Source organism: Actinomycetospora lemnae (assembly GCF_028737315.1).
GTDB lineage: Bacteria > Actinomycetota > Actinomycetes > Mycobacteriales > Pseudonocardiaceae > Actinomycetospora > Actinomycetospora lemnae.
This window is the reverse complement of sequence record NZ_JAQZAO010000006.1, coordinates 210,744-234,430: the sequence shown is the minus strand read 5'-3', so window position 1 is coordinate 234,430 and position 23,687 is coordinate 210,744. Positions and strand designations below refer to the sequence as shown.

The following is a 23,687-nucleotide window of genomic DNA, read 5'->3' as shown; positions in this document are numbered from 1 at the left end:
GTCGGCGACCAGCCGGCCGCGCCGAGGTGCTCCGGTCCCGCGCTGCCGGTGGGACGACCGAGGACGGGGTGGTCACGGACATGCCTTCTCCCGAACTGATCACGTGCTGTCACTCCAGCGCGGCCAGTAGACAGCACCACCGCCCGCTCGGCCCAGAGCCGGGTCGTCAAGGTGACACGGCGTGAGTGGTCCTAGCTCCCGCGACGCACCAGGGCCGAGCGCCGCAGGGCCGAGGCCTGCGACCACACGCGGCGGGCGGCGCCGCTGCGCTCGGCCACCTCGCGCGCCTTGACGTAGATCGTCGGCGGCAGGTGCGCGAGCAGCGAGGAGCAGCGGCGGTGCAGCAGCGTCGCGAAGCTGTCGACGTCGGTGTCGATGTAGCGCTCGAGGTCCTCGAGCCAGCGGGCACTGTTGCGGGCGTCGCGCCGGCTCGGGGCGAGCGCGGCCTGCCGCTCGGCCTGGTACTGCTCGAGGGCCGCCGGGAGGCCCGCGGCGTCCGTGACCCCGGCGAGCGCGCGCCCGAGCGCGATCGCGTCCCCGAGGGCCAGGGTGGTGCCCGAGCCGATCGCGAAGTGGGTGGTGTGCGCGGCGTCGCCGGCCAGGACCGTCCGCCCGCACCACCACCGCTCGCAGTGCAGCGTGCGGAACTCCAGCCACGGCAGCGGGGCCTCGGGGTCGGTGGGCAGACCGACCAGCGGGTGCCCGTCGAGGTGCCGCGCGAAGAGGCGTTCGAGCAGCTCCCGGCTCTCCGCGGCGCCCATCCGGTCGAGGCCGAGACCGCGCCACGTCTCCGGCGAGCACTCCACGATGAAGGTGCTGTGGTCGGCGTCGTAGCCGTACGCGTGGCACCACAGCCAGCCCGCCGACGAGCGGACGAAGGCGAACAGGAACGAGGTGTAGACCTTGGTCGTCGCCAGCCAGACGTACTTGTTGGTGCCGACGTCGACGGTCGGCGCGAGGTCGTCGGCCAGCGCGCGGCGGTGGGCGCTCCCGACCCCGTCGGCGGCGATGACGAGGTCGGCGTCGAGGTCCGCGTCGAGGTCGTCACCCGGCGCGACGCCGCGCTCGAACTCCGTGCGGACACCGAGCTCCTGCGCCCGCGCCGTGAGGATGTCGAGCAGCCGCTGCCGCGAGATGCTGTAGCCGCCGCTCGGTCGCGCGACCCGCCCGCGGCCCTCGACGTCGACGTCCTGGCCGTTCCAGGCGAACGCGGCGTCCGCGATCTGGGCGGCGCTCGGCGGGTCGCTCTCGCGCAGCGACGCGAGCAGCGGCTCCCAGAACACGACGCCCCAGCCGTGGGTGACCCCGGCGGGGTTGCGCTCGACGACCGTGACGTCGTGGCCCTGCTGGGCGAGCAGGACGGCGGCGTACAGGCCGGCCGGTCCGCCGCCGACAGAGGTGATCCTCACTGAGCACTCCTCGAGCGGCCCGCGCGCAGCCGCTCCACCTGACGGGCGAGGGCCGGCCGGTGCCGGCGCACGTGGTCGCGCGCCGTGTCGACGGCGGCGAACAGGGCCGGGACACGTCGCGCGGCGCGGCCGAGGCCGACCACCGTCGTCCCGATCTCCACGCTGTCACCGTAGAGGTCGGCGTCCGCGCGGCTCGGGTCGGACGACGTGTCGATCCACGCCAGATCCGGCTGCTCGTGGAACCACGCGAGGAGGTCGACGTCGAGCAGGGTGCCGGGCGAGCAGCGGGCGAACTCCTCGTCGAACGCGCGCTTGAACCCGAACACGCCGGGGCCCGCCGTGATCGCGAGGCTCCGGGCGAGCACGCGCGTGTCGGTCCCGAGCGCGAACGCGAGCAGCCGGCCCTCCTCGGCGAACCCCGCCGCCATCTCCCGCAGGAAGAGGGCGTGGCCCGGCCGCACGGCCATGGCGGTGCCGGCGCGACCCTTCCACCCGCTCGCCTCCAGGGCGAGGAAGCGCGCGACGGCGTCGGCCGGGGCGCTCCGCCCGTGCTCCACGGTGGCGACCTCGCCGCCGAGCTCGCGCCCGAGGACGCGGCGCTTGCGCTTGAGCTCGGAGCGCTTCTTGCTGCTGGTCCACTCCGCGAGGTAGGTCGGCGACGGGCGCCGCTGGGCGAAGGAGCGCCCCCCGAGCGTCGTGCGCCGGGCGGGCCGCGCGGCGACGGCGCGATCCAGCGAGCGTCCGACCGGCCCCTCGCCGGGGACCTTGGGCAGCTCCAGCCACGGCGTCGCCCGGAGGACGGGGAGCTCGCCGAGGACGGCCTCCCAGACGGCGTCGAGGTCGACGTCCGGGTCGACCAGGGGCGTGCCGAGGAAGCAGTACGGGTGCAACCACGTGCGCAGGCCCGTCAGCCCGAGCGGCCCCAGCGGCACGCCGGGCGGCACCGGCGCGAGCGCGTGGGGCACCGCCTCGGCCACGGGGAGCAGGAACACGAGGCGCCCGTCGTGCTCGACGGTGAGCAGGCGCAGGGACGGTGGCGCGCCGAGGTGACGGGCGGCCGGAAGCACCGTCTGCGGCGCGAGGAACGGGTTGGGCTCGAGGGCCCGCTGCTCCAGCTCGCGCCACCGGGCGAGGAACCCGGGGTCGCGCTCCGCGGCCGACACCGCGGTGAGGGCGACCGAGCCGAGGCGCAGGCGCCGTGGGGCAGAGGAAACGCCCGGCCTGGCCGCGTGGTCGACCAGCCGGTCTGTGACCAGCATCGGGCGAACGTACAACGACGCTACGGAGCCCTCCGAGAGGGGCTGCGCACGGATGGAGCAGAGATCTCGGTCTCGATCCAAGAACGTTCGGCGAATGGCGGGGTGGGTGCTACTCCGCGCGGCGGTCCACCTACCCGCAGCACCCTCCGCCGCAGCAACCGCCACCACCGGACGGAGCCATGGCCGGCGTGCTCCCGCTGCGCCCGCCGAGGCCGACCGTCGTCAGCAGCTTGACCGTGTCGTCGTGGCCGGACGGGCAGGCGGCGGGGTCGCTCGACGCACTCATGGGCCGGTCGACCTCGAACGTCGACGCGCAGGTCCGGCAGCGGAACTCGTAGCGCGGCATGGTCGAGAGCTTACGAACGGGGAGTTCGTCCGCCTAGAAGCGGCGAACAGCGCGTTCGCTGCGTCAGGCGCCGTAGTCCACGCGCACCGCGAGGCCGGGGCGCCGGCCGGCGGCGAGGGCCGGGAGGACGGTCGGGAGGTCGTCGAAGGCGCAGGAGTCGGTGATGAGCGCCTCGAAGCGCGTGTCGGCGAGCAGGCGCAGGGCCAGGCGGAGGCGGTCGGCGGTCGTCCACCGCGCGCGGCGCGCGGGCGCGACGCGACCGACCTGCGAGGCCCGGATCGCCAGCCGCCGCGAGTGGAACGCCTCGCCCAGCGGCACGCGGGGGGCGTTCTCGCCGAACCACGACAGCTCGACGACCTCGCCCTCGTCGCCGAGCAGCTCCAAGGACCGCGCGAGCCCCGCCTCGGTGGTGCTCGCGTGCAGGACGAGGTCGCACTCCCCCGCCGCCGCGTCGGGCGTCGCGAACCCCACGCCGAGCGCCTCGGCCACCGCGCGGCGGGACTCGTCGACGTCGACGAGCTCCACCCGCACGCCCGGGAACGTCGCCAGCACCCCGGCCACCGCCGACCCGACCATCCCGGCGCCCACCACCGCGACCCGGTCCCCGACGCGCGGCGCCGCGTCCCACAGCGCGTTCACCGCGGTCTCCACCGTGCCGGCGAGGACCGCGCGTGCCGCCGGGACGTCGTCCGGCACCGCGACCACCGAGGCGGCCGGCACGACCGCACGCTCCTGGTGGGGGTAGAGCCCGAACACCGTGCGCCCGACACCCGGCCCCGCCTCGACCTCGCCGACCGCGAGGTAGCCGTACACCACCGGCCCGGGGAAGTCGCCGACCTGGAACGGCGCGCGCATGAGCGCGTACTGGCTCGCCGGCACCTGCCCGCCGAACACCAGCGACTCGGTCCCCCGGCTGACCGCGGTGTGCCGGGTGCGCACGACGACGTCGTCGGGACCCCGGTCGGGCAGCGGGATGTCCGCGATGTCCGCCTGCCCGGGCGCCTCGACCCGGAACGCCCGCGTCGTGCCGGCCATCGAGCGACCCTCCTCATCCTGTGGTGATCTCCCGGCGGCCATGCTGACACGTGTGCGCCTCCCGCCCCCGGTCCTGACCGCCGAGCTCCTCGGCGGCGCGGTGACGGCGGCGGGGCTGCTCGGGGTGCTCGCGGCGGGGCTCGGGCTCGGCCCGATCGGCCTCGTCGCCGGCGCGACGGCGACCGCGGCGCTGGTCGCGGTGCTCGCCGGCGCACCCGTCGACGCGCTCGGCCCGGCGGGGCGGGTGACGCTGCTGCGCGGGGTGCTCGCCGTCGGGGTGACCGCGCTCGTCGCCGATCCCGTCTCGACACCCGCCCTCGTCGTGCTCGCGGCCGTGGCGCTGGCGCTCGACGGCGTCGACGGCGCGGTCGCCCGGCGCCGGGACGTGGCCTCGACGTTCGGCGCGCGCTTCGACATGGAGCTCGACGCCGCGCTGCTCATGGTGCTGTCGGTGCACGTCGCGGGCCTGCTCGGGTCGTGGGTGCTGCTCATCGGGCTCGCGCGCTACCTCTTCGTCGCCGCGGGCGTGGTGCTGCCGTGGCTGCGCGGCGAGCTCGCGCCGCTGTTCTCGGGCAAGGTCGTCGCCGCCGCGCAGGGCGTGGTGCTGGTCGTGGCGTCGGCGCAGCTGCTGCCGGTCGCGGTCGCGACCGTGCTCGTCGCCGGTGCCCTCGCCGCGCTGGCGTGGTCGTTCGGGCGCGACGTGGTCCGGCTGTGGCGCAGCGCCGACGCCCACCCGGTGCGCGTGCGCCGGGGCCTCGCCGGCGTGGTGACGCTGCTCGCCGGGGTGCTGGTGGTGCTCGCCTTCGTCACCCCCGGCGACATCACGCGGCTGGTCACGCCGGCGTTCGTGCGCGTGCCGGTCGAGCTGCTCGTCGCGCTCGTCGTCGCGATCGCGCTGCCCGCCCCGGTGCGGCGGGTGCTCGCGTGGGCCGCGGGCGTGGTCCTCGGCCTCGTGCTGGTGCTGACGCTGTTCGACCTCGGCTTCTCGGTCTCGCTCGCCCGCCCCTTCGACCCGGCGCGCGACGCGGTGCTGCTCACCAACGCCTACGACTTCGTCGCCGGGACCTCGGGCCCGGTGCTCGCCGTGGTCGTCGCGGTGGTCGTCGCGCTCCTGACGGTGGCGCTGCTCGTCGCGATGGGCGGCGCCGTGGCCCGGCTCGTGCGTATCGCGGCCGCGCACCGCTCGGCGACGCTGCGACTGGTCGCCGTGCTCGCGGTGGCGTGGCTCGCGGCGTGGACGCTGTCCGCGCAGCTCCTGCCCGGGGTGCCCGTCGCCTCGCGCGACACCTCGATCCGCACCGTCGACCGCACGCTCGCGATCGGCGAGGGCGTCCGCGACCAGCGCGCGTTCGAGGCCGAGGCCGCGACCGACGCCTACCGCGACGTGCCCGGCGACCAGCTGCTCACCGCCCTGCGCGGACGGGACGTCGCCGTCGTCGTCGTCGAGAGCTACGGCCTGTCCGCCCTCGACGACCCGACGATGGCCGGGCCCGTCCGCGCGGTCCTCGCCGACGGCGAGCGACGTCTCGGCGCCGCCGGCTACGGCGCGCGGACCGGGGTGCTGACGTCGCCGATCGCCGGCGGCGGCAGCTGGCTCGCGCACGCCACCCTGTTCTCCGGCCTACGGATCGACGGCCAGCAGCGCCACGGGCAGCTCGTCACGTCCGACCGGCTGACGCTGCCCCGCGCGTTCCGCGAGGCCGGCTGGCGCACCGTCGCCGTCGCCCCGGGCACCAGCGGGCCGTGGCCCGAGGGCGCGTTCTACGGCTACGACCGCGCCTACGGCGGCGCCGACCTCGGCTACCGGGGCCCGCCGTTCTCCTGGTCGCCGATGCCCGACCAGTACGCGCTCGCCGCGTTCGACCGCCTCGAGCGCGGGCCCGGCGCCCCGCCGACCATGGCCGAGATCGCGCTGACCTCGAGCCACGGCCCGTGGTCACCGGTCCCGCGGACCGTGCCGTGGGACGCGGTCGGCGACGGGTCGGTGTTCACGCCGCCCGACGGCCCCCAGCTCCCGTTCCAGGCGATCTTCACCCAGGACCCGGCGAAGGTCCGCGACGACTACCGCCGGTCGATCGAGTACTCGCTCGCCACAGTCTGGGCGTGGACCGAGCGCCAGGCCGCGGTGCACCCCGGCCGCGCGCCGGTGATCGTCCTGCTCGGCGACCACGAGCCCTCGCCCGTGGTCACCGGCCCCGACGCGGGGCGCGACGTCCCGATCTCGATCGTCAGCAGCGACCCGGCGGTGCTCGCCGCGGTCGCCGGGTGGGGCTGGTCGGACGGGCTCACGCCCGACCCCGGCGGGCCGGTGTGGCCGATGGAGGCCTTCCGCGACCGGTTCCTCGCGACCTACGGGCCCCAGCCCTGACGAGACCTGATCAGTCGATCTCCTCGCTGCTGAACCCGCCGGACGCGTAGGTGATGGTCACGCCCTTCTCCGCCGTCGCGAGCAGGCGCACGAGGGCGTCGCGGCAGCGGGAGGCGTCCTCGACCTGGTCGAGCCGGCCGGTGACGTCGATGTTGTCGTGCCGGTGCGTCTCGACGGTGACCATGAACCCGCCGTCGGGGTTGTGCGGCATCGTCTTGACCGCGACCACCTCCGAGGCGCGGTACCAGTCGCCGTCCTCGGCCCGGATCCAGCTCGGCTTCGCCATGGGCCGGATTCTGACCGCGGGGACGGCCCGGCGTCACGCGTCCGCGGGCTCGGGTGTGGCGCTCGCCTCGGGCCGGCGCCACGCCGACGACAGCAGCCCGCTGGGGTCGCGCGGCACCGGGCGCGCCTGGGTGTCGGCCGCCTCGGCGAGGGTCGTGACGGCCGCGGCGAGGTCGGCGGAGTCGACGCCCAGCGCCGCGAGCATCTCCGCCGCCTGGCCCCACGGACGGGCCGCGAGCGCGGTGAGCAGGGCGTCGGCGGTGACCTCGTCGCCGGGCTCCCCCGCGGCCGCGGCCTCGGAGAGCACCTCGGCGATGCTCGTGTCGGCGACGGGCCCGTGACCGGTGCGCCCGCGCACCACGGGCTCCGACACCGACGACAGCTCGACGAGCGCCATGGCGGCGTCCGCGGTCGAGGCGGTGACCCCGGTCGCGGCGAGCAGCCCCGCCTCGGGACCGTCGGCCCGGACCAGGGCGAGCAGGAGGTGGCCGGTGCCGAAGACGGCGTGGCCGCGCTCGTCGGCCTCCTGCCAGGCGAGCGCGACGACCCGCTCGGTGTCCTCGGCCACCGAGCGGCGCGTCCGCGGCGCGGACGTGCGCCCGCGCGGGAAGGGAGTGGGCTTGACCGGGACCTCGAGGCGGACACCGGCCAGCGCGTCGTGGATGGGTGTGGTCGTCCCCATGGCGAACCTTGTAGCGGGTCGCGGTGCGCGCCACGAGCAGGTCGGCGACGCGCCGCGCACGTCCGGGTCCGGCGCGGCACCCCTGGTCGTCGAGGGACGGTCCGGTCGGGATCGAGCCCGGGAGCGCGGGACGACCGTGGGTGACGCGCGCGACCCGTCGTGACGGCCCGCGACCGTCCGCGGCGCGCCGGACACGTTCGGCGGAACCGGACCCGACACGCCGGACACGACCGCGGACACCTCGTCGCCGGCGCGGTCCCACCGGGTGAGCCGTCAGGGCTCGTCGACGGCGTGCACCGCGTGGTCGTCGTACCGCAGCACGCCGCGGGCGCCGTGGGCGGCGAAGCCGGGGTCGACCGGCGCGACGACGCCGCCGCCCGGGGCGGCGGGCTCGGCGGGCACCTCGGCGAGGAGGTCGCGCAGGTGGCGGTCGACGAGGGCGTCGAACGCCTGCCAGCGCCCGACCGCGGCGTCGAGGTCGGCCGGCTGCGCGCCCTCGGCGAAGGCCTCCTCGGCCGCGGCGACGGCGTCGGCGAGGGCCGCGCGAGCGTCGGGGCCCCCGAGGCCGGCGTCGAGGACCAGGCGCGCGGCCCACAGGACGTCCTCGACGTGGTTCCCGAGCCAGCGCCGGCGGCGATGGACCGCGCCCAGCCCCGGCCAGCGCTTCCGGGCGGCCTGCCGCGAGCGCCCGGTGACCGCGCCGAGGTCGGCCAGGCTCGCACCGAGCCACACCGCCGTCTCGGCGCGCCGTGCCGCGATCGTGGCCGCGGCGTCGCGCGCCTCCGCCTCGACCGCGAGCGCCGCACCCAGACCCGCGAGCGCCCCGTGCCGCGCCGCCTGCTCGCCGTCCCGGTCGTCGAGCTTTGGCCCGGGGTCGGCGACGACCGTCGCGCCCGCGCGCTCGGCCACCGCGCGCTCCAGTGACGACTCCGGGGTCACGACCGCGAGACTGCCACGCCTGACGACCACCGGTTCACAGGAAATACTGCCGAGCGTCACCCGTACCCGGCACAAGATCGACCCGTTAGCCTCCAGGGGTGAGCCGTGGGGCCGGCTCGTTCACGCAGCGCGATTCTGGATCGATCACCGTGACACCACCCGGGGGGCCGTCATGAGCAGCACCGTCACCGCCGAGCGTCCACCGGACGACGTGCGGACCCTGCAGGGCCTGCGCGGCCTGGTGGGTCTCGCCGCGCTGCCGTCGCTGCGGGGGATGACGCCGGCCGAGGCGCGCGCCGCCCAGGTGCTGGGCATGGTGTGGGACCCGGCGGACGTCGTCGAGCTCGCGATCGAGTGGGTCGGCACCGGCCACGACGCACCGTCCCTCGTCGACCTCGCCGGGCGCGACTGGGACGACCCGGACCTGCCCGTGCTCTGGGACCTCGTCCTCGACGACCTCGGCGCGCGCCACCCGGCCCCGAGCACCGCCCGACGCCACGTGGCCGCGTTCCTCGACCGCCGCCGCGCGGCCCTGCGGCGGATCCCGGCGGCCCGTCAGGGGCGCTGAGCGCTCACCCCACGAAGCCCGTGCGCGGCCCCTCGTCGTGCACCCGGGTCATGACCACGGCGTCGGTGCGCACCGTGGTGCCGTCGCCGAGATCGATCACGGGGTGCGACTCGCGGGCCTCGAGGTGGGCGACGATGCGGTGCTGCAGGGACGCGGCGGCGTCGTCGTCGAGACCGGTGGCGGTGTGCTCGTGACCGCTGCGCAGGGCCACGTACAGGCTGGAGCTCATGGCCCCAGCGTGATCCCTCCGGGACCGCGCCGGGGCCGTGTTCGCCCAGAGCAGGACGGCCTGCAGGACTGCCTGCAGGACGACGGCCGGACGACCCGGTGACGGTCACCGGAACCCGGGACCGGTCGTCCCGAGTAGTGCTCCGAACGGATCAGTGACCCGTTAGGGTGAGCGCGTGCCCCAGGGGGAGTGGACCGACGCGCTCCGCCCCCGGCGGTGGTCGTCGTCCCCGTGGTGGCATCCGTCCTCGTCACCGGCGGCCGCCTCCCGCGCCGCGACCCGACCCCCGGCGCCGCGCCCCGCCGGCCGTCCCGACGCCCGCCCCGACGCCTGCGCCCCCGACGCCGGCGCCACCCCCGACCCGGCCCCCGCCGCCGGACGGACGCGCTCTCCTTCCCCCGTTCTTCAGCCGTCGAGGAGCTCCCCGTGCCTGCACCGCAGGACCCACCGACCGTCGTCCCGCCGCCGGGCAGCCCCGAGATGCCGCCCGCCGGCCGCCGCCGGCTCGGCCGCCCCGTGGTCTGGATCGCGCTCGCCGCGGTGGTGCTCGTCGCGCTGACGGTGTCGGTGACCGTCGGGGTGCGCACGGCCACCGCCGACCCCTCGACCGGCATGCTGCGCATCGCCCACCTCTCGCCGGTGACGCCGTCGGTGGACATGTACGTCTCGGGGCCCGACCTGGACGAGACGCTGGTCGCGCCGGACGTGGGGTACCGGGGCACCTCGCCCTACCTCACCGAACCCGCCGGCACGTACACGCTGACCGCCCGCCCGGCCGGCGCGCCCGCGACCAGCCCGCCCGCGGTGCAGGTGTCGGTCGAGGTGCCCGCCGGGACCGCGCAGACCGCGGCCTTCGTCGACTCGACGACCTCGGGCGCCCCCGAGCTGCAGGTCCTCGACGACCAGACCGCGCCGGCCGCCCCCGGGTCCGCCCAGGTACGCGTCGTCCAGGGCGCGACCGGCGTCGGCGCCCTCGACGTCGACCTCACCGGCGGCCCGCCGCTCGCCCGCGACCTCTTCTACGGCTCGACCACCCCGTACACCACCGTGCCCACGCGGGACTGGGAGGTCGACATCCGCTCGCGGCTGGGCTCGACGAACCGGACGACCGTGACGCTGCCCGACACCGGCGTGACCACGCTGTTCGTCGGCCGCGAGCCGGACGGCCAGATCGTCGTGCAGCCGGTCCCCGACGCCGCGACCGCCGCCGCCGTGCCCGGACCCGGCACCGAGCCGACGACGCCCCCCGCCACCCCCACCCCGCGGCCGACGCCCGACCCCGAGACCCCGCTGCCCGCGCCGCCGCGGGTGCCGCCGGTGCCCCGGGGCGGCACCGAGGCCGGGCTCGGCGGGCTCGCCACCCCGACGCTGCTCTCGGCGATCGGTGACTGGTTCTCCGGGCTCTTCTCCGACGACCCCGAGGTCCCGCCCGCACCGCGGATGCCGCTGGCCGCGGCGCTCGCGGCACCCGAGGGGCTGCGCCCGACCGGCATGTCGATCCCGGCGGTCGGGCTGGCCGCGGTGAACCTCACCGACCTGCGCATCGACTACCGCGGCGCCCTGCAGGTGCCGACCGACTTCGGGAAGGTCGGCTGGTACACCGCGAGCGCGGTGCCCGGCGACCCCGGCCCCGCGGTGTTCGCCGGCCACGTCGACACCCGTCGCGGCCCGGCCGTGTTCGCCCAGCTCGACCGGCTGCGCCCCGGCGACGTCGTCGAGGTCCCACGCTCCGACGGCGAGACGGCGCGCTTCGCCGTCGACAGCGTCGAGTACTTCCCCAAGGACACGCTGCCCTCGGACCGCATCTACGGGCCCGCGACCACCCCGCAGCTGCGGCTGCTCACGTGTGGTGGACCCTTCGACGAGGGCACGCTGTCGTACCAGGACAACGTCGTCGTCTTCGCCTCGGCGCGCTGAGCGCCCGGCGGGTCAGGAGAGATCACCGTGGACGCCATCGACGTGCTCGTCGACGCCTTCGGACGGGCGCAGGACGACGCCCACCGCGCGGTCGACGGCCTCGGCGCCGAGGAGCTGTCGTGGCGCCCGGACGGCGACGCCAACCCGATCGCGTGGCTGGTCTGGCACCTCACCCGGGTGCAGGACGACCACGTCGCCGACCTCGCCGGCACCGAGCAGGTGTGGACCGCCGACGGGTGGGCGCGCCGGTTCGACCTGCCGCTCGACGACGCCTCGATCGGCTTCGGGCACACCTCCGCGCAGGTCGCGTCCGTGCGCGTCGACGACCCGGCCCTGCTCACCGGCTACCTCGACGCCGTGCACGAGCGCACCGTCGCCTACCTGCGGACGCTGTCCGAGGCGGACCTGGACGAGGTCATCGACGACGCCTGGGACCCGCCCGTGACGCGCGGGGTGCGGCTCATCAGCGTCGTCGACGACGACATCCAGCACGCCGGGCAGGCCGCCTACCTGGGCGGACTGGTGCGCCGGCGGCGCTGAGCGTCCCGCCCGCCCCTACCGCGGGCACAGGCAGAACGGGTGCCCGACGGGGTCGAGGAGCACCCGCCACCTCTGGCCGGGCTGGTGCTCGGGCACCGTCGCGCCCAGCTCGCGGGCCCGGGCGACGGCGGCGTCGAGGTCGTCGACGGTGAGGTCGAGGTGGTAGCGCTTGGCGCCCTCGGGGTCCGGCCAGGGCGGCGCCGTCCAGCCAGCCACGCGGCCGAACCCGATCGGCGCGCCCTCGCCGGCGATCATCGCGTACTCCTCCTCGGCGTGGACGGTCTCCCAGCCCAGCAGCGCGCCGTAGAAGGCCGCCTGGGCGCAGGGGTCGGGGCCGTCGAGGTTGATCATCGCGAGCGTCGTCGGTGCGGTCATCGCGGTCTCCGGGGGCTCGGTGGGAGCGGACGCGACGAACGCTAGGAGCCGTTCCTGTCAGGGCGCGTCAGGTATACCCCGGCCGATCGGACCCCCGAATTCGTGCTCCTCGCCCCGTTTCTCCGTCACCCGACGTGGTGAACCCCGCTCTCGGGACGGCCGGAGCGCTAACGACGACGGCCGTTGCTGCGACACCGCTCACACAGCGTCCAGACGGCCGCTGAGCGACTAGGCCGTTCGGGGGTTGATCATGGGGCAGCACCACCGGCGTGAGGACCACGCGTCGTCGCGGTCCGCCGTCGCGCTGCCCGCGCCCGGACACGCCGGTGCCGGCGCCGCCGCACACGCCGTCCCGCACGACGCCCCGCCCGCCGGCCTCGGCTACCCGCCGCCGACCGCGTACCGGCCCGACCCGGTGACCGGCATCCCGACCCCGCCGCACGCCGTCCCGGCCGCGCCCGCGGTCCGGGCCGTCCGGGCCCAGGGCCGCCGCCGCGCCGCCACCCGCGCCCCGCTGACGGTCGCCGTCGCGGGCGCCGCGGTGGCCCTGGTCGGCATGGGTTCCCAGCTCCCCGGCCTCGTCGACGCCGTGCGCACCTCCGCGGCCAGCGCGCCGGGCACGAGCGCACCCACCCCCGCGAGCCCGGCCGTCGCCGGGCAGTGCGCGCAGGTGGTCGCCGACGCCATCGACGACACGATCACCACGCTCGGGCGCATCCCGAACGGGCAGTGGGCGGGCGTGGTCGCGGGCCGCGAGGACGCGCTCGCCGCGACCTACGGCGAGGGCTCGGCGGAGCAGCGGGCCTACGCCGAAGGTGTCGACGACGTCGTCGGCTGGCTGCACACCGACCCCGTCGCCGCCGAGGACTGGAACGTCGTCACCCACCGTGTCGCCGGCACGGTCGCGAGTACCTGCGGCTCCTGACCCCTGTGTGAGCACTTTCCACGCCTATAGCCGTGGAAAGTGCTCACGTACCACTACTGCGAGAGCAGGGACCCGGTGCGGACGGCCGAGAGGTGGCGGTCGCGATGGGTGCGGCGGGCCCGGTCGGCGGCCTGGTTCTGGGCCACGCTGACGCCCAGCAGCGCGCCACACACGAAGATCACGCCGACGATCACCACGGCCACGATGACGAACATGTCCCGACTCTCTCCTTCTCCCGAGCGTCGGGGACGCCCCGCGCTCGTGGATCCAGACGGGTGGAGGGCCCGACGGTTGGCGGTCACGCTGCGTCGTCCACGTCACGGGTCAGAGGACGCAACCTCGGCGCCGTCACGTGCCCGTGACACGGAGCCCGCGTCGGGGCGCCGGATCGGGGGTACGAACCGGTGATGGACAGCGAGCACCCGGCCGAGACCGACCTCGAGCGCGTCGACCGCGAGGAGGGCATGACCCGCCCCGAGCCCACCGACGACGCCGCCCCCGACGCCGACCCCGACGAGGTCGAGCCGGCCTTCGACGTCGACCTCGAGCCCGACCAGCAGGGTCTCGCCGAGGCCGCCGACGAGCCGTCCGCCTAGACCCCGCCTACCAGCCCAGCAGCCCCGGCAGCCGCGCGCCGACCGCCGGGGACATGGTGCGCGCGTACGACGCCGACAGGTGGTTGTCGTCGAGGTAGACCAGCACGTTCCCGATCTCGGGCGGGCAGGCGGTCGGCGTGCAGATCTCGTCACTCAGGTCGAGGAACGAGACGCCCGCGGGCACGTCGTCGCGCAGCGCGTACGGCGGGTCGGGGGCGAGCAGCTCGGCGCGCGGGATGTCGCACTGCGCGGCGCCGCGCCCGTAGGCCTCGAAGCACTCGGACGGGCGGTGGTCGAACCGCGGGTTGTCGCGGACGGCGACGACGGGGATGCCGCGGTCGTCGAGCTCCTGCCAGCCCGCGACGAAGCCGTCGGGGGTCTGCTCGGTCAGCCCGGCGCGCACGTCGCGGGTGGCGCTGACGAGGACCGCGTCCGGCGGGTCGGCGGCGAGGTGCTCGATCGCGGCGGCGTTGCGGTCGAGGCACATCGCGTCGCCCGGGTCGGTCTCCGACGTCGTCCCGAACGGGCAGCGGGCGCGCACGAGCGTCCGGACCTCCCACCCGCGCTCCCGGGCCACCGGCTCGAGCGCGGGCAGCAGCTGCTGCATGTGCGAGTCGCCGAGCAGCACGATCCGCCGCTGCGGCTCCCCGTCGACGCGGACCGGGACGCACTCCTCGAGCGCCGGCGACTCGCCGACCGGCCCGCACCCGTCGCGGTACTGGGCCCAGTCGTCCTGCACCCGCGCGGTGGAGGGCTGCACGGCCGGGACGACCTCGCCGGCCGGCTCGGGGTCGATCGGGTCGGTGGGGTCGGTCACGGCGGGCTCCGCCACCACGTCGCCCGTGGCCAGGGCCGTCGCCCCCGGGTGGGCGGGGTCGCCGACCGCGACCGGCGTCCCGCTGTCGCCGGCGGCCACCGCGGCCCACACGCCCAGGGCGACCAGCGCCGGGACCAGGAACGACGCGATCGCGAGCCCCGCGCGGCCGGCGGCCCGCGGCAGGGAGACCGTGCGCAGGGGCGGCTCGACGAGGTGGTGGGTGGCGACGGCGAGCCCGACCGAGACCGCCACGACCACCAGCCCGCCGACCGCCCCCGGCGTCGGCGACGCGGAGAGCCCGAGCGCCAGGACCAGCACCGGCCAGTGCCACAGGTAGAGCGGGTAGCTGATCCGGCCCAGGTACTGCGCGGCCGGCGTCCTCAGCAGGCGCTCGCCGGCGCCCGCCCGGCCGGCGACGATGACCGCGGCGGCGGAGAGCACGGGCCACAGCGCCAGGTAGCCCGGGAACCCGGCGCCGACGTCGAGCACCGCGCCGCAGCTCACGAGCCCGATCACCCCGGCCCAGCCGAGCACGGCACGGGCGCGCGCACCGATCCGCACCCCGTCGAGCACGAGCGCCAGCACCCCGCCGAGCGCGAACTCCCACAGCCGGGTGCGCAGGTCGAAGTAGGCGAAGGCCTGGTCGGACGCCGTCGCGACCACCGAGTGCACGAACGACACCACGAACGTCGCCGCGAACGCGGTGAGCAGCGCGGACCGCACGTCGAGGGCCCGCGAGCGCGCCCACCACGCCACGGCGAGCACGAGCAGCGGGGCGAGCAGCGTGAACTGCGCCTGGATCGACAGCGACCAGAAGTGCTGCGCGATGCTCGCGGTGCCGTGGTCGGCGTAGTAGTCGACGGCGTCGGTCGCGAGCCGCCAGTTCTCGACGAAGAACACCGAGGCGAGCAGCTCGCGCAGGTTGCGCGACCACGTCGACGGCGGCAGCAGCACGGCCGCCGCGACGGCGCTCGTGACGAGGACGAGGCCCGCGGTCGGCACGAGCCGCCAGAACAGCCGCGTCCAGGTCCCGGTGACGTCGACCCGCTCGCCGCGGATGGCCGTGCGCGCCGTCATCCCGAGCACGAAGAAGCCCGAGAGCAGGAAGAACACGTCCACGCCGCCCGAGACGCGCCCGACCCACACGTGGTAGACGACCACCAGGAGGGCGGCGAGACCGCGCAGTCCCTCGATCTCCGGACGGCGCACGCTGCGGGTCCGGGTGCCCGGCGCGGCGGTCGTCGTCCCGCTGTCCACCACCGCTGCCGGTCCTCCCGTCGATCGTCTCGCCCGGCGCCCCAGGGTCCCGCACGGCGGCCGCCGCGCCGACGCCGGGCCGTCCCTCGTCCGTGGGCATGATCGCGGCACACTGATCGGGTGAGCGTGACGCGGCGCCTCGTCGTCTGCTGCGACGGCACCTGGAACACCGCCACGGACCGGACGAACGTGCGCCGCCTGTTCGACCGGCTCGCCGTCACCGAGGACCAGCTCCCACGGTACGTGGAGGGCCTCGGGGCGGACGGGAACGTGATCGGCCGGGTGCTCGACGGGGCGTTCGGCGCGGGGCTGTCGGAGGCGGTCCGCGAGGTCTACCGCTGGCTCGCCGAGACGTTCCGACCCGGCGACGAGCTGGTGTTCGTCGGTTTCTCCCGCGGCGCGTTCACGGTGCGCAGCACGGTCGGGATGCTCGCGCAGTGCGGCCTCGTGGCGTTCGCCACGGACCAGGACGACGCGGAGCGCACCGCGATCGTCGAGCGCGTGTTCGCCGAGGGCTACCGCGCGGAGCAGGACCTCACCGACGCCGGCCTGGTCTTCCACCCCGGCTTCGCGCCCGACGACCGGGCCCCGATCGCGTTCCTCGGCGTCTGGGACACCGTCGGCGCGCTGGGCGTCCCGCGCACGTTCGGCCTGCTCTCCGGCCTCGTCGGCCGCGAGGTCACCGCGTTCCACGACCTCGAGCTCGCCCCCGACGTCCGCCACGCCCGCCAGGCGCTCGCCGCCGACGAGCGCCGCGGGCCGTACGTGCCCTCGGTGTGGCCGACGCCCCCGCCGGGGCGGCACGCGTCGTTCGCGCAGGTGTGGTTCCCGGGCGGGCACGGCGACGTCGGCGGCGGCGGTTCCCGGACCGACCTGTCCGACGGCGCCCTGCGCTGGATGATCGACGAGCTCGACGCGACCATCGCGCCGCGCTGGAGCCCCGACGCGCCGACCCTGCCGGTCGGGCAGCCCTGCGCGCCGATGGACGACGGCGTCGACGGCCTGTGGCGCCTGCTCAGCCCGCGCCCGCGGGCCGTCCCGCGGATCGTGCCCGGCGCGCCGGACGTCAGCGCCTCCGCGGTGGCACGCCGGGAGTGCGACCTCGACCCGCCCTACCGGCCCGGGCGGGTGCTCGCGGTCGGTGAGTCCGCCGAGGTGGCCGTCGACGCCGACGACCCGTGGGTCGAGACCGGCCTCTACCTCGAGCCCGGCCGCTACGTCCTGACGGTCGCGGGACGCTGGACCGACCACGGCGCCGCCTCGCCGGCCACGGGCGCCTCGCCGTGGCCGGTCGTGTCGTGGCCGTCCTACGCGATCGGGACCGCGCTCGACGGCGTCCGCCGGCTCGTCGAGCGCGTCACGGGCAACGCCCGCAGCGACGTCGTCGGCAGCCGCCGCGTGCCCGAGGCGGCGTGGCTCGAGCTCGTCGCGGCGGTCGCCGACGACCTCGTCGACCTCGACGGCACCGTCCACGAGGGGACGACCGTCCCGATCGGTCCCACCGGACAGCGCGAGCTCGTGACGACGCGGGGCGGCTACCTCTACGCCTTCGCCAACGACGCCTGGACCGGCTACGGCTCGAACGGCGGTGCCGTGGTGCTCGGGGTGGCACGCGTCACCTGAGATCCCGCATCACCCGCGTGCGCTGCGGCGACCCCGGGCGGCCGGGCAGCGGGACGGCTCGAGGTCGTCCCTCGGCCGAGTGAGATCGTGATCTGGCCGTTATCGGACCGTGACCTCACTCGTTGATCAGAGTCAGGGGACGCAGCGTCACGTTCCCGAGGTGCGCGCCGCCGACGGCGGTCGCGCGCCGCCACCGCTCCCCACCTGACGCGATGAGGTACGAGACCCATGGGTCAGCACTCCGCGCGCCGTCCCGGCGCGATGTCCTCCGTCGCCGGTCGCGGCCTGTTCACCGCCACCGCCGCGTTCGCGCTGCTCGGCGGGGGCGCCGGCATGGCGTTCGCCGGCGAGGCCACGCACGGCCCGTCCCACGGCGGCTCCCACGGCGAGTCCCAGGAGGGCCACAGCAGCGAGGGCGGGTCCTGCGAGGTCCCCGTCGTCGACCCGACGCTCGAGACCGGCGAGGGCGCGATCAACGAGGCCACGGGCGACGCCACCGCGCCGCTGTTCGAGGCCGGCACCGAGGCCACCGCGCCCGTCCACGACATCGTCTGCCCGCCGGCGAGCGAGCTGCTCGGCCCGGTCCTGGGCGGCGGCTCCCAGGACGCCGAGGAGCAGGGCGCCGAGGACGAGGGTGCCGCGACCGACGCCGAGGCGACCGACGACGAGGGCGCCGAGGAGGACACGGGCGAGGGCACCGCGGCCACCGAGGGCGCGGCCACCGAGGGCGCGGCGACCCAGGGCGCGGCGAGCCAGGAGCAGCTCCCGCCGCTGCCGCTGACGCCCCAGGCCTGATCCGGCGCGAGATCTCACGGCCCCGGTGGCGTCCCCGAAACGCCACCGGGGCCGTGTGCTGTCCGGGACGCGGAGCGGGTCGAGAACCGCGGCGGCCCCGGCCCGTCGGGGGAATCGGGCCGGGGCCGTGCGGCGCCGGGGAGCGGGGTCTCCTGGTCGAGGGTGCTAGCGCACCTTCACGCGGTGGGAGCGGCGCGCGGCGGTGTTCGCCTCGAGCTGGCGGCGCCAGAGCTCCCAGGTGTCGGGGTCGAGGTTCTGGCCCGCGGGCGGCGTGTGCGGCGCGCGCTGGGCGGGCAGGGCCGGCTGGCGACCGGTGGTCACGGCTCGCGCTCCGCCACGCGTCTCCCCCGTCCCGCCCGGCAGCGCCGGCAGGTCGCCCGTCAGCGGCTCCCACGGCCACGACTGACGCACCGAGCGGGAGCGGTAGAAGCCGAGACCCATGATCCAACCGAAGATCAGGTGGCCGATGAGCGAGAGCGTGACGGTCACCCAGGTCAGCGGGAACATCATCGTCTGACCGCGCGGGGCGATCGCGACCGTGCCCATGAGGCCCGCCCACACGGGGAAGACCGAGAAGGCGATCGACGCCCCGACCACGGCCCGGCGCGACCAGCGCTGCAGCCCGAACGCGCAGGCCAGCGCGAAGAACGTGATGCCGATGCCCCCGCCGTCACCGATGTAGCGCCAGAGGTAGCCGACCACAGCGCCGGCCGTGAGGTCGTCCGGGTTGCCGGTGATCCAGGTGCCCATGACGGGGATGAAGTCGGCCCACCACCCGAAGACGTGCACGGTGGTGAGGCGGAAGCCGTCGTAGATGGCACACCCGACGATGCCCCAGATCATCCCGTCCGCGACGACACGGTCGCCGGTGTGCGGGGCGAGGACCGTCAGGGCGACGACGGCCGCGGCGAGGGGGATGACGAGGATGCCGGCCGACATCTGCATCGTGATGAGCCCGAAGACGTGGGCGGAGATCGCGAGCAGCGGCAGCGCGGCCAGCAGCAGGTGGAGACCGATCCGCAGGAGTCCGGCGCCGTCACGGCCCGCGGGGACACTCGTGGCGCTCGGAGAGGACCCCGTGGCGGGGTGCTCCGGCGTGGTCGTCGTACGCATCGCCGGGAACGCTAGGGATGCGCACGGCCACGCAGCGCGAACCTGAGAAACCCTGAGGGCGTCACCGCCCACGCGCCGCCGGGACGCGACGACCGGCCGTCCGGATGCCCCGATCGGAGGAGCATCGCCGGTGGCCGGGCACACGCACCTTTCATCTCCGACATCCCGGACCTCCGCGCGGCGACGACCCGCACGGGGTGCGCGCCGAACGGCCCACCGCGGTGTCCCCACGCGGCAGTACCCGCCGCCCGTCCGACCGGTCGTCGACGCCGCACCGACACCGTCCCGTGACCGCACCGAGATCCAGGCCGGACGAACGGGTCCCGTGACCGCGATCCCGCAGGTGGGACGCTCCGCGACCGTCCCGTTCCGGTGCGTCACGGGCGCGGCGGGGCCGGATCGGGGCCGGGACGCGGGGTCGGACGCAGCGTGGCCGACACGAACGGGCAGGACGGAGCAGCCATCCGCCGCGAGGGGCACGCCGTTCGGCCCAAGGACACGCTCGGAAGCACGCCGGGGCCACGGCTGGGTGACAGGCTGTCGGCGGACGAGCACGATCTGCACGGCCGCGCGACGGGTCACCCCGTCCGGACCGACCCGGGAGACGCCCTCGATGACCGACGTGGCCAGCCACGCCGACACCTCGCCCGGCGACGGGCGGCGTCCGGTCCGCAGCCATCGTGCCCGCCGGGGTCTCCGCGTGCCCGGCGCGACGCCCGACACGGCGACCACCGCGACCGCGGGGCCAACCACGTCCGCGACGCACGCCGGCGCGGAGAGCGCCCGGGCCCGGCACCGCCGCGCCCCCGGCACCGCGCCCTTCGCCGTGCCGACCAGCACCGCCGGGCCCAGCCGCCACCGGGCCGCCGACGCGACCGGCGGCTTCGACCCCGACACCTTCTCGAGCGCGCTCGCCGACGCCCCGACCGGCCCGATCGTCACGGACCCCGCCGCCACGGGCACCACCTCCGTCGTCACCGGCCCCGGCACCGGCCGCCACGCCGCGCCGGACAGGCCCGAGACCCCGGAGGTCCCCGAGGCGCCCGCACCGGCCGAGGCCCCGACCACCCACGTCGCCGCCCCGACCTCGCGCCACCCCCGCGGCACCGGTGCGGCCACCACCGTCACCGCGGCCGCCACGTCCGCGTCGGTCACCCGGGTCACCGGCCCGGCCGGCACCGGGGCCGGCGCCGGAGCCAGCACCGCCACCGAGGTCACCACCCGCGCCGCGCACGCCACCGACGCGCCGCCGGAGCTCGCCGCCCCGAAGCGCCGCCGGGGCGTGCCCCTGCGCGCGACGATCGGCCTCGTCGGGGGTGGCGGGGTCGCGGCGCTGCTCGCGCTGACCACGCCCGGCGCGCCCCTGCCCGCGACGCCGGACGAGCCCGCTCCCGTGGCCGCCTCGCCCGCCGGGCTGTTCGCCCCGGCGCTGCCCAGCGTGCCGGTCGCCGTGCCGCCCTCGCTCGTGCCCGTCGCGCCGCCCGCGGCGCCCGCGGCGCCCACGCCGGAGGGGCCGGCGCCCGTCGTCGGCGCCCTGTTCGACGCCGCGGCCGGCGTGTTCGAGGACCTCTTCGACAACAGCGCCGACGACGGTCTCGTCGAGAACGGGCCGAAGCCCCGCATCGTCGCCAACCCCGACGACCCCACCCGCGAGGCCTGGCAGTTCTCCCTCGGGCCGGGCGGCAAGCGCAGCGAGGTCCTGCCGCAGGGCTCGGGCACCGAGCCCGTGGTCGGGCAGGAGCAGTTCATCCGGTACACCGCCCAGCTGTCCGACGACTTCCCGACCGACACGGGCAGCTGGCAGCTCGTCCTGCAGTGGCACCACACCTCGCCGAACGGCTCGCCGCCGATGGCCCTGCAGGTCACCCGGGGCCAGCTCTACATGGTCAGCAACGGTGACGACATGCAGGCCATCGGCCCGGTCTCGCCGGGGCAGCGGATCGACCTGACCATGAACATCGTCTGGTCCATGGACTCCGACGAGGGCCGCGTGACCGTCTGGCGGGACGGGCAGCCGACGGGGGTCACGAACTGGCAGCCCAGCGACGGCACGATGAGCACCCGCGAGGCGTACCTGAAGATGGGCATGTACCGGGACCCGGGCATCCGCGCGGGCGGCTCGATCATCGTCACCGACCTCAAGATCGGGCGTGACGCGCAGGGCATCGGCGGCATCGGTCCCCGCCGCCCGGCCGACTGACACCCGCCCGCCGCGCCCGGGCCACCGCGGCGGCCCGCGCGCTCGTCCCCGTCGCGCTCGCCGCGCTCCTGCTCCTCCCCGACCGCGTCCGCCTGGACCACCACCTGCCGTTCGCGGTGTTCGCGGCGCTGCGCCCGGCCCTGACGGGGCTGGTCGCGGTCCTGCTCGTGCTGCTCGCGCTCCGGCGCTGGCGACGGCCGGGGAGCCGCCGGCCCGGCGGGTCGGTGGCGCTGGCCGGCGTCGCGGTCGTCGTGGCCCTGGCCGCCGCGGTCGTCCTGCCGCGCACGGTGCCCGCCCCGCCGCCCCCGCCCGGTGGCACCGAGCTCACGGTGCTCGAGCTCAACGCGTTCCAGGGCTTCGCCGACGTCGACGCCGTCGCCGAGCTGGTGCGTCGCGAGCGCCCCGACATCGTCGTGCTGCCCGAGGCCGGCGAGCGCTTCCGCGGCCGCCTCGCCGCCCTCGTGCCCGGGTACCGGTCGTGGACGAACGTGCCGCCCCGGGCGATGGACGTCCGCGGGATCACGGTGCTCGCCGCGCCGCGCGCCGGCGACGTCGCGTTCCGCACGATCTCCGACCCGCCCGGCTCGCCCACCGACACGCGCTACCCGTGGGCGGAGGTCACCGGCGGGATCCTCGGGCCGGTGCGGCTGGGGGCGGTGCACGTCGTCTCGATCACCCCGGGCTGGATCGGCTACTGGCCCGGCGAGCTGGCGCTGCTGCAGCGCTGGTGCGCCGCTGCGGGGCCCGCCCTCGTCGTCGGCGACCTCAACGCGACCCCCGACCACTCGGCCTTCCGTGCCGGCACGGCGGGGTGCGCGGACGCCGCCACCGAGCGCGGGGCGTCGCTCACCGGCACGTGGTTCGCCGGCGTGCCGCGGGCCCTGGGCGCGCAGATCGACCACGTGCTGACCCGCAACGGTCCGCGGGCCCGCGACGTCGCCGTGCTCGACGTGCCGGGCACCGACCACCGTGCCCTGCTGGTGCGCCTCCGGCGCATGTGAGCGTCAGAGCCAGCACGCCGATAGGGCACCTCTCAGGAGGCGTGGCGGGCGGGTGCGGGCAGCGCGTGGGCGTGGCGGGGGCGCACGGGGCGGCCGCGCAGGTCGTGGTGCCCGCCGACGAGGCCGCACCAGGAGCAGGTCGGCCCGGGGACGCGGGTCACGGGCGCCGGGACGGCGGCGGGGCGCTCGGCGACGGTGGGCAGCGCGACCACCGCCGGCTCGTCCGCTCCGGCCCGGCGGGCGCGGACCCCGCGCCGGACCCGCCGCAGCGCCAAGCGCAGCACGACGAGGAGCAGGAGCGCGGCGAGGGCGACCACCGCGAGCCACTTGGCGAGCAGGACGGCGCAGAACGCGATGAGCAGACCGACGACCATCGTCGTCACCCGCGCGTCATCGTCCACGCGGGAGAGGGTAAGCCCGTCGAGGGACCGCCCGGCGTCACGGACACCCCGCGTGTCCCGGCGACATCGTGCGTCACACGACCCGGGCGCCGTCGACCCCGGACCGGTGACGAGGTCCGGGGACGAGAAAGCCCCGCGGGCCACCGGGTCGGGGGTCCGGTGGCCGCGCGGGGCACCCGGGATGTCGTCCGGGGTCGTCCGGTCGTTACACCGTCTCCGGAGAATTCTCGGACGGGTTCCCCGCGGCGGTGACGCCGTCGGGCCAGGCGACGGTGCGTGTCCGCACGGTCACTCCGCCGGTCACGCGGCCGCCGGCCACCGCCGCGGCCCGCACGCAGAACTCGACCCACAGCAGGTACTGGATCTGCTTGGCGAGGCCGAGGCGGCTGTAGAGCAGGTCGGCGACGGGGTCCCCGGCGCGCGCCCAGGTCGTGATGGCGAACTCCAGGCCGTCGTCGAGGTCGCGGGCGGCGAACTCGATCTGGCCCGCCTCGAGGTGCCCGACGAGCGTACCCAGCCGGAACGACGTCGCGTCGCGGTGCAGCACCCGCACCGGCCCGTCCCACGGCCCGGGCATCCGCACGACGAGCTCCTCGCCGACGGTCATCGCGCCGCTCGCCGCGACGTAGTCGAACCGTGCGACGCCGGGGACGACGGCGCGGTTCATGTCGCGGGCGAGGGCGTCGACCAGGTCGGCGGCGCTGCGCTGGGCGCCGACGACGTGCACGCGGAACTCGCGGTGCAGCGCCGGGCCGTAGCCCTGCTCGAGGGGCTGGTCACGCGGCGTCCCGTCGGTGAGGGCGGGCGGGAGGTCGCGGTGGTCGCCGGCCTCGTCGATCACGTGCACCGCGGCGTCGGGGCGCACGCAGCGCCACAGCACGCCCGCGACCCCGCGCGGCAGACGCGTGAGCATCATGGCCTCGCGGATCACCTGGCGCGGCCCGGGAATCCAGGCCGAGGTGCCGAGAGCGGGGTCGGGGGGCTCGACGGGCGCCATGCCGGTGGCG

24 protein-coding genes are annotated in these 23,687 nt (G+C 76.5%); 10 read left to right on the top strand and 14 right to left on the bottom strand.

Translation table 11 applies throughout. The features are described 5' to 3' along the window. Window positions 1-191 precede the first annotated feature (191 nt). The 4 genes from PGB27_RS15660 to PGB27_RS15645 form a co-directional block, all read right to left on the bottom strand. Window positions 192-1,409 (bottom strand): FAD-dependent monooxygenase, encoded by a 1,218-nt coding sequence (locus PGB27_RS15660; protein WP_274201302.1) that lies wholly within the window; start codon window positions 1,407-1,409, stop codon window positions 192-194. Further along, window positions 1,406-2,668: a GNAT family N-acetyltransferase gene (locus PGB27_RS15655; protein WP_274201301.1), complete on the bottom strand. Its 1,263-nt coding sequence runs from the start codon at window positions 2,666-2,668 to the stop codon at window positions 1,406-1,408. The genes PGB27_RS15660 and PGB27_RS15655 overlap by 4 nt, the downstream gene beginning before the upstream one ends. A gap of 130 nt (window positions 2,669-2,798) precedes the next feature. After that, a complete protein-coding gene (locus PGB27_RS15650; RefSeq protein WP_274201300.1) occupies window positions 2,799-3,014 on the bottom strand; it encodes an FmdB family zinc ribbon protein in 216 nt (71 codons plus the stop codon). 63 nt (window positions 3,015-3,077) lie between these two features. Then, on the bottom strand, window positions 3,078-4,049 hold the full coding sequence (locus tag PGB27_RS15645; RefSeq protein ID WP_274201299.1) for a zinc-dependent alcohol dehydrogenase: 972 nt from the start codon (window positions 4,047-4,049) through the stop codon (window positions 3,078-3,080). A 52-nt stretch (window positions 4,050-4,101) separates the two neighbouring features. On the opposite strand from PGB27_RS15645, the gene PGB27_RS15640 reads away from it, so the two are divergent. Beyond that, window positions 4,102-6,417, top strand: a complete 2,316-nt coding sequence (locus tag PGB27_RS15640) for a CDP-alcohol phosphatidyltransferase family protein (protein WP_274201298.1) — start codon at window positions 4,102-4,104, stop codon at window positions 6,415-6,417. A gap of 10 nt (window positions 6,418-6,427) precedes the next feature. Here PGB27_RS15640 and PGB27_RS15635 read toward each other — a convergent pair whose 3' ends face one another. From PGB27_RS15635 to PGB27_RS15625, 3 genes are all read right to left on the bottom strand, one after another. Continuing rightward, the gene (locus PGB27_RS15635) at window positions 6,428-6,703 is read right to left on the bottom strand and encodes a hypothetical protein (RefSeq protein ID WP_274201297.1); all 276 of its coding nucleotides are present in this window, start codon (window positions 6,701-6,703) and stop codon (window positions 6,428-6,430) included. Between the two features lie 33 nt (window positions 6,704-6,736). Then, the gene (locus PGB27_RS15630) at window positions 6,737-7,384 is read right to left on the bottom strand and encodes a Clp protease N-terminal domain-containing protein (protein WP_274201296.1); all 648 of its coding nucleotides are present in this window, start codon (window positions 7,382-7,384) and stop codon (window positions 6,737-6,739) included. A gap of 273 nt (window positions 7,385-7,657) precedes the next feature. After that, entirely contained in the window at window positions 7,658-8,323 is a 666-nt protein-coding gene (locus tag PGB27_RS15625) for a hypothetical protein (protein ID WP_274201295.1), read from the bottom strand. 172 nt (window positions 8,324-8,495) lie between these two features. Here PGB27_RS15625 and PGB27_RS15620 point away from each other — a divergent pair, with 172 nt between their 5' ends. Further along, on the top strand, window positions 8,496-8,891 hold the full coding sequence (locus PGB27_RS15620) for a hypothetical protein (RefSeq protein WP_274201294.1): 396 nt from the start codon (window positions 8,496-8,498) through the stop codon (window positions 8,889-8,891). A 4-nt stretch (window positions 8,892-8,895) separates the two neighbouring features. Here the strand turns inward: PGB27_RS15620 and PGB27_RS15615 are convergent, their stop codons facing one another. Further along, complete coding sequence (locus PGB27_RS15615; RefSeq protein WP_274201293.1) at window positions 8,896-9,120, bottom strand: hypothetical protein; 225 nt, start codon at window positions 9,118-9,120, stop codon at window positions 8,896-8,898. 426 nt (window positions 9,121-9,546) lie between these two features. On the opposite strand from PGB27_RS15615, the gene PGB27_RS15610 reads away from it, so the two are divergent. After that, window positions 9,547-11,037 carry a class F sortase gene (locus PGB27_RS15610; protein ID WP_274201292.1) on the top strand — a complete coding sequence of 497 codons (1,491 nt, stop codon included), beginning with the start codon at window positions 9,547-9,549 and terminating at the stop codon, window positions 11,035-11,037. Between the two features lie 27 nt (window positions 11,038-11,064). After that, window positions 11,065-11,577 (top strand): mycothiol transferase, encoded by a 513-nt coding sequence (locus tag PGB27_RS15605; protein ID WP_274201291.1) that lies wholly within the window; start codon window positions 11,065-11,067, stop codon window positions 11,575-11,577. A gap of 15 nt (window positions 11,578-11,592) precedes the next feature. Here PGB27_RS15605 and PGB27_RS15600 read toward each other — a convergent pair whose 3' ends face one another. Next, window positions 11,593-11,952, bottom strand: coding sequence for a VOC family protein (locus tag PGB27_RS15600; protein ID WP_274201290.1), 360 nt, complete (start codon window positions 11,950-11,952; stop codon window positions 11,593-11,595). A gap of 250 nt (window positions 11,953-12,202) precedes the next feature. Between PGB27_RS15600 and PGB27_RS15595 the strand changes: the two genes are divergently transcribed. After that, entirely contained in the window at window positions 12,203-12,877 is a 675-nt protein-coding gene (locus PGB27_RS15595) for a hypothetical protein (protein ID WP_274201289.1), read from the top strand. Between the two features lie 53 nt (window positions 12,878-12,930). Here the strand turns inward: PGB27_RS15595 and PGB27_RS15590 are convergent, their stop codons facing one another. Continuing rightward, complete coding sequence (locus PGB27_RS15590) at window positions 12,931-13,092, bottom strand: hypothetical protein (RefSeq protein ID WP_274201288.1); 162 nt, start codon at window positions 13,090-13,092, stop codon at window positions 12,931-12,933. A 192-nt stretch (window positions 13,093-13,284) separates the two neighbouring features. Between PGB27_RS15590 and PGB27_RS15585 the strand changes: the two genes are divergently transcribed. After that, a complete protein-coding gene (locus PGB27_RS15585) occupies window positions 13,285-13,473 on the top strand; it encodes a hypothetical protein (protein ID WP_274201287.1) in 189 nt (62 codons plus the stop codon). Between the two features lie 7 nt (window positions 13,474-13,480). On the opposite strand, the gene PGB27_RS15580 is transcribed toward PGB27_RS15585, so the two are convergent. Continuing rightward, window positions 13,481-15,547 carry an acyltransferase family protein gene (locus PGB27_RS15580; protein ID WP_274201286.1) on the bottom strand — a complete coding sequence of 689 codons (2,067 nt, stop codon included), beginning with the start codon at window positions 15,545-15,547 and terminating at the stop codon, window positions 13,481-13,483. A 120-nt stretch (window positions 15,548-15,667) separates the two neighbouring features. Here PGB27_RS15580 and PGB27_RS15575 point away from each other — a divergent pair, with 120 nt between their 5' ends. Continuing rightward, window positions 15,668-17,170, top strand: coding sequence for a phospholipase effector Tle1 domain-containing protein (locus PGB27_RS15575; RefSeq protein WP_274201285.1), 1,503 nt, complete (start codon window positions 15,668-15,670; stop codon window positions 17,168-17,170). A 228-nt stretch (window positions 17,171-17,398) separates the two neighbouring features. Then, the gene (locus PGB27_RS15570) at window positions 17,399-17,965 is read left to right on the top strand and encodes a hypothetical protein (RefSeq protein ID WP_274201284.1); all 567 of its coding nucleotides are present in this window, start codon (window positions 17,399-17,401) and stop codon (window positions 17,963-17,965) included. 165 nt (window positions 17,966-18,130) lie between these two features. On the opposite strand, the gene PGB27_RS15565 is transcribed toward PGB27_RS15570, so the two are convergent. Continuing rightward, window positions 18,131-19,078 (bottom strand): hypothetical protein, encoded by a 948-nt coding sequence (locus PGB27_RS15565; protein WP_274201283.1) that lies wholly within the window; start codon window positions 19,076-19,078, stop codon window positions 18,131-18,133. 613 nt (window positions 19,079-19,691) lie between these two features. Here PGB27_RS15565 and PGB27_RS15560 point away from each other — a divergent pair. Beyond that, complete coding sequence (locus PGB27_RS15560; protein ID WP_274201282.1) at window positions 19,692-21,278, top strand: heparin lyase I family protein; 1,587 nt, start codon at window positions 19,692-19,694, stop codon at window positions 21,276-21,278. Window positions 21,279-21,394: 116 nt separating this feature from the next. Further along, window positions 21,395-22,279 carry an endonuclease/exonuclease/phosphatase family protein gene (locus tag PGB27_RS15555; RefSeq protein ID WP_274201281.1) on the top strand — a complete coding sequence of 295 codons (885 nt, stop codon included), beginning with the start codon at window positions 21,395-21,397 and terminating at the stop codon, window positions 22,277-22,279. Between the two features lie 32 nt (window positions 22,280-22,311). On the opposite strand, the gene PGB27_RS15550 is transcribed toward PGB27_RS15555, so the two are convergent. Continuing rightward, window positions 22,312-22,680 carry a hypothetical protein gene (locus PGB27_RS15550; protein ID WP_274201280.1) on the bottom strand — a complete coding sequence of 123 codons (369 nt, stop codon included), beginning with the start codon at window positions 22,678-22,680 and terminating at the stop codon, window positions 22,312-22,314. A gap of 205 nt (window positions 22,681-22,885) precedes the next feature. Next, a complete protein-coding gene (locus PGB27_RS15545) occupies window positions 22,886-23,677 on the bottom strand; it encodes a DUF1990 family protein (RefSeq protein ID WP_274201279.1) in 792 nt (263 codons plus the stop codon). Window positions 23,678-23,687 lie beyond the last annotated feature (10 nt).

Coding starts and splice junctions, on each gene's coding strand:
- PGB27_RS15655 (WP_274201301.1), bottom strand. CDS start 2,668: ATGCTGGTCACAGACCGGCTGGTCGACCACGCGGCCAGGCCGGGCGTT.
- PGB27_RS15650 (WP_274201300.1), bottom strand. CDS start 3,014: ATGCCGCGCTACGAGTTCCGCTGCCGGACCTGCGCGTCGACGTTCGAG.
- PGB27_RS15645 (WP_274201299.1), bottom strand. CDS start 4,049: ATGGCCGGCACGACGCGGGCGTTCCGGGTCGAGGCGCCCGGGCAGGCG.
- PGB27_RS15635 (WP_274201297.1), bottom strand. CDS start 6,703: ATGGCGAAGCCGAGCTGGATCCGGGCCGAGGACGGCGACTGGTACCGC.
- PGB27_RS15630 (WP_274201296.1), bottom strand. CDS start 7,384: ATGGGGACGACCACACCCATCCACGACGCGCTGGCCGGTGTCCGCCTC.
- PGB27_RS15620 (WP_274201294.1), top strand. CDS start 8,496: ATGAGCAGCACCGTCACCGCCGAGCGTCCACCGGACGACGTGCGGACC.
- PGB27_RS15615 (WP_274201293.1), bottom strand. CDS start 9,120: ATGAGCTCCAGCCTGTACGTGGCCCTGCGCAGCGGTCACGAGCACACC.
- PGB27_RS15600 (WP_274201290.1), bottom strand. CDS start 11,952: ATGACCGCACCGACGACGCTCGCGATGATCAACCTCGACGGCCCCGAC.
- PGB27_RS15595 (WP_274201289.1), top strand. CDS start 12,203: ATGGGGCAGCACCACCGGCGTGAGGACCACGCGTCGTCGCGGTCCGCC.
- PGB27_RS15590 (WP_274201288.1), bottom strand. CDS start 13,092: ATGTTCGTCATCGTGGCCGTGGTGATCGTCGGCGTGATCTTCGTGTGT.
- PGB27_RS15585 (WP_274201287.1), top strand. CDS start 13,285: ATGGACAGCGAGCACCCGGCCGAGACCGACCTCGAGCGCGTCGACCGC.
- PGB27_RS15570 (WP_274201284.1), top strand. CDS start 17,399: ATGGGTCAGCACTCCGCGCGCCGTCCCGGCGCGATGTCCTCCGTCGCC.
- PGB27_RS15565 (WP_274201283.1), bottom strand. CDS start 19,078: ATGCGTACGACGACCACGCCGGAGCACCCCGCCACGGGGTCCTCTCCG.
- PGB27_RS15560 (WP_274201282.1), top strand. CDS start 19,692: ATGACCGACGTGGCCAGCCACGCCGACACCTCGCCCGGCGACGGGCGG.
- PGB27_RS15545 (WP_274201279.1), bottom strand. CDS start 23,677: ATGGCGCCCGTCGAGCCCCCCGACCCCGCTCTCGGCACCTCGGCCTGG.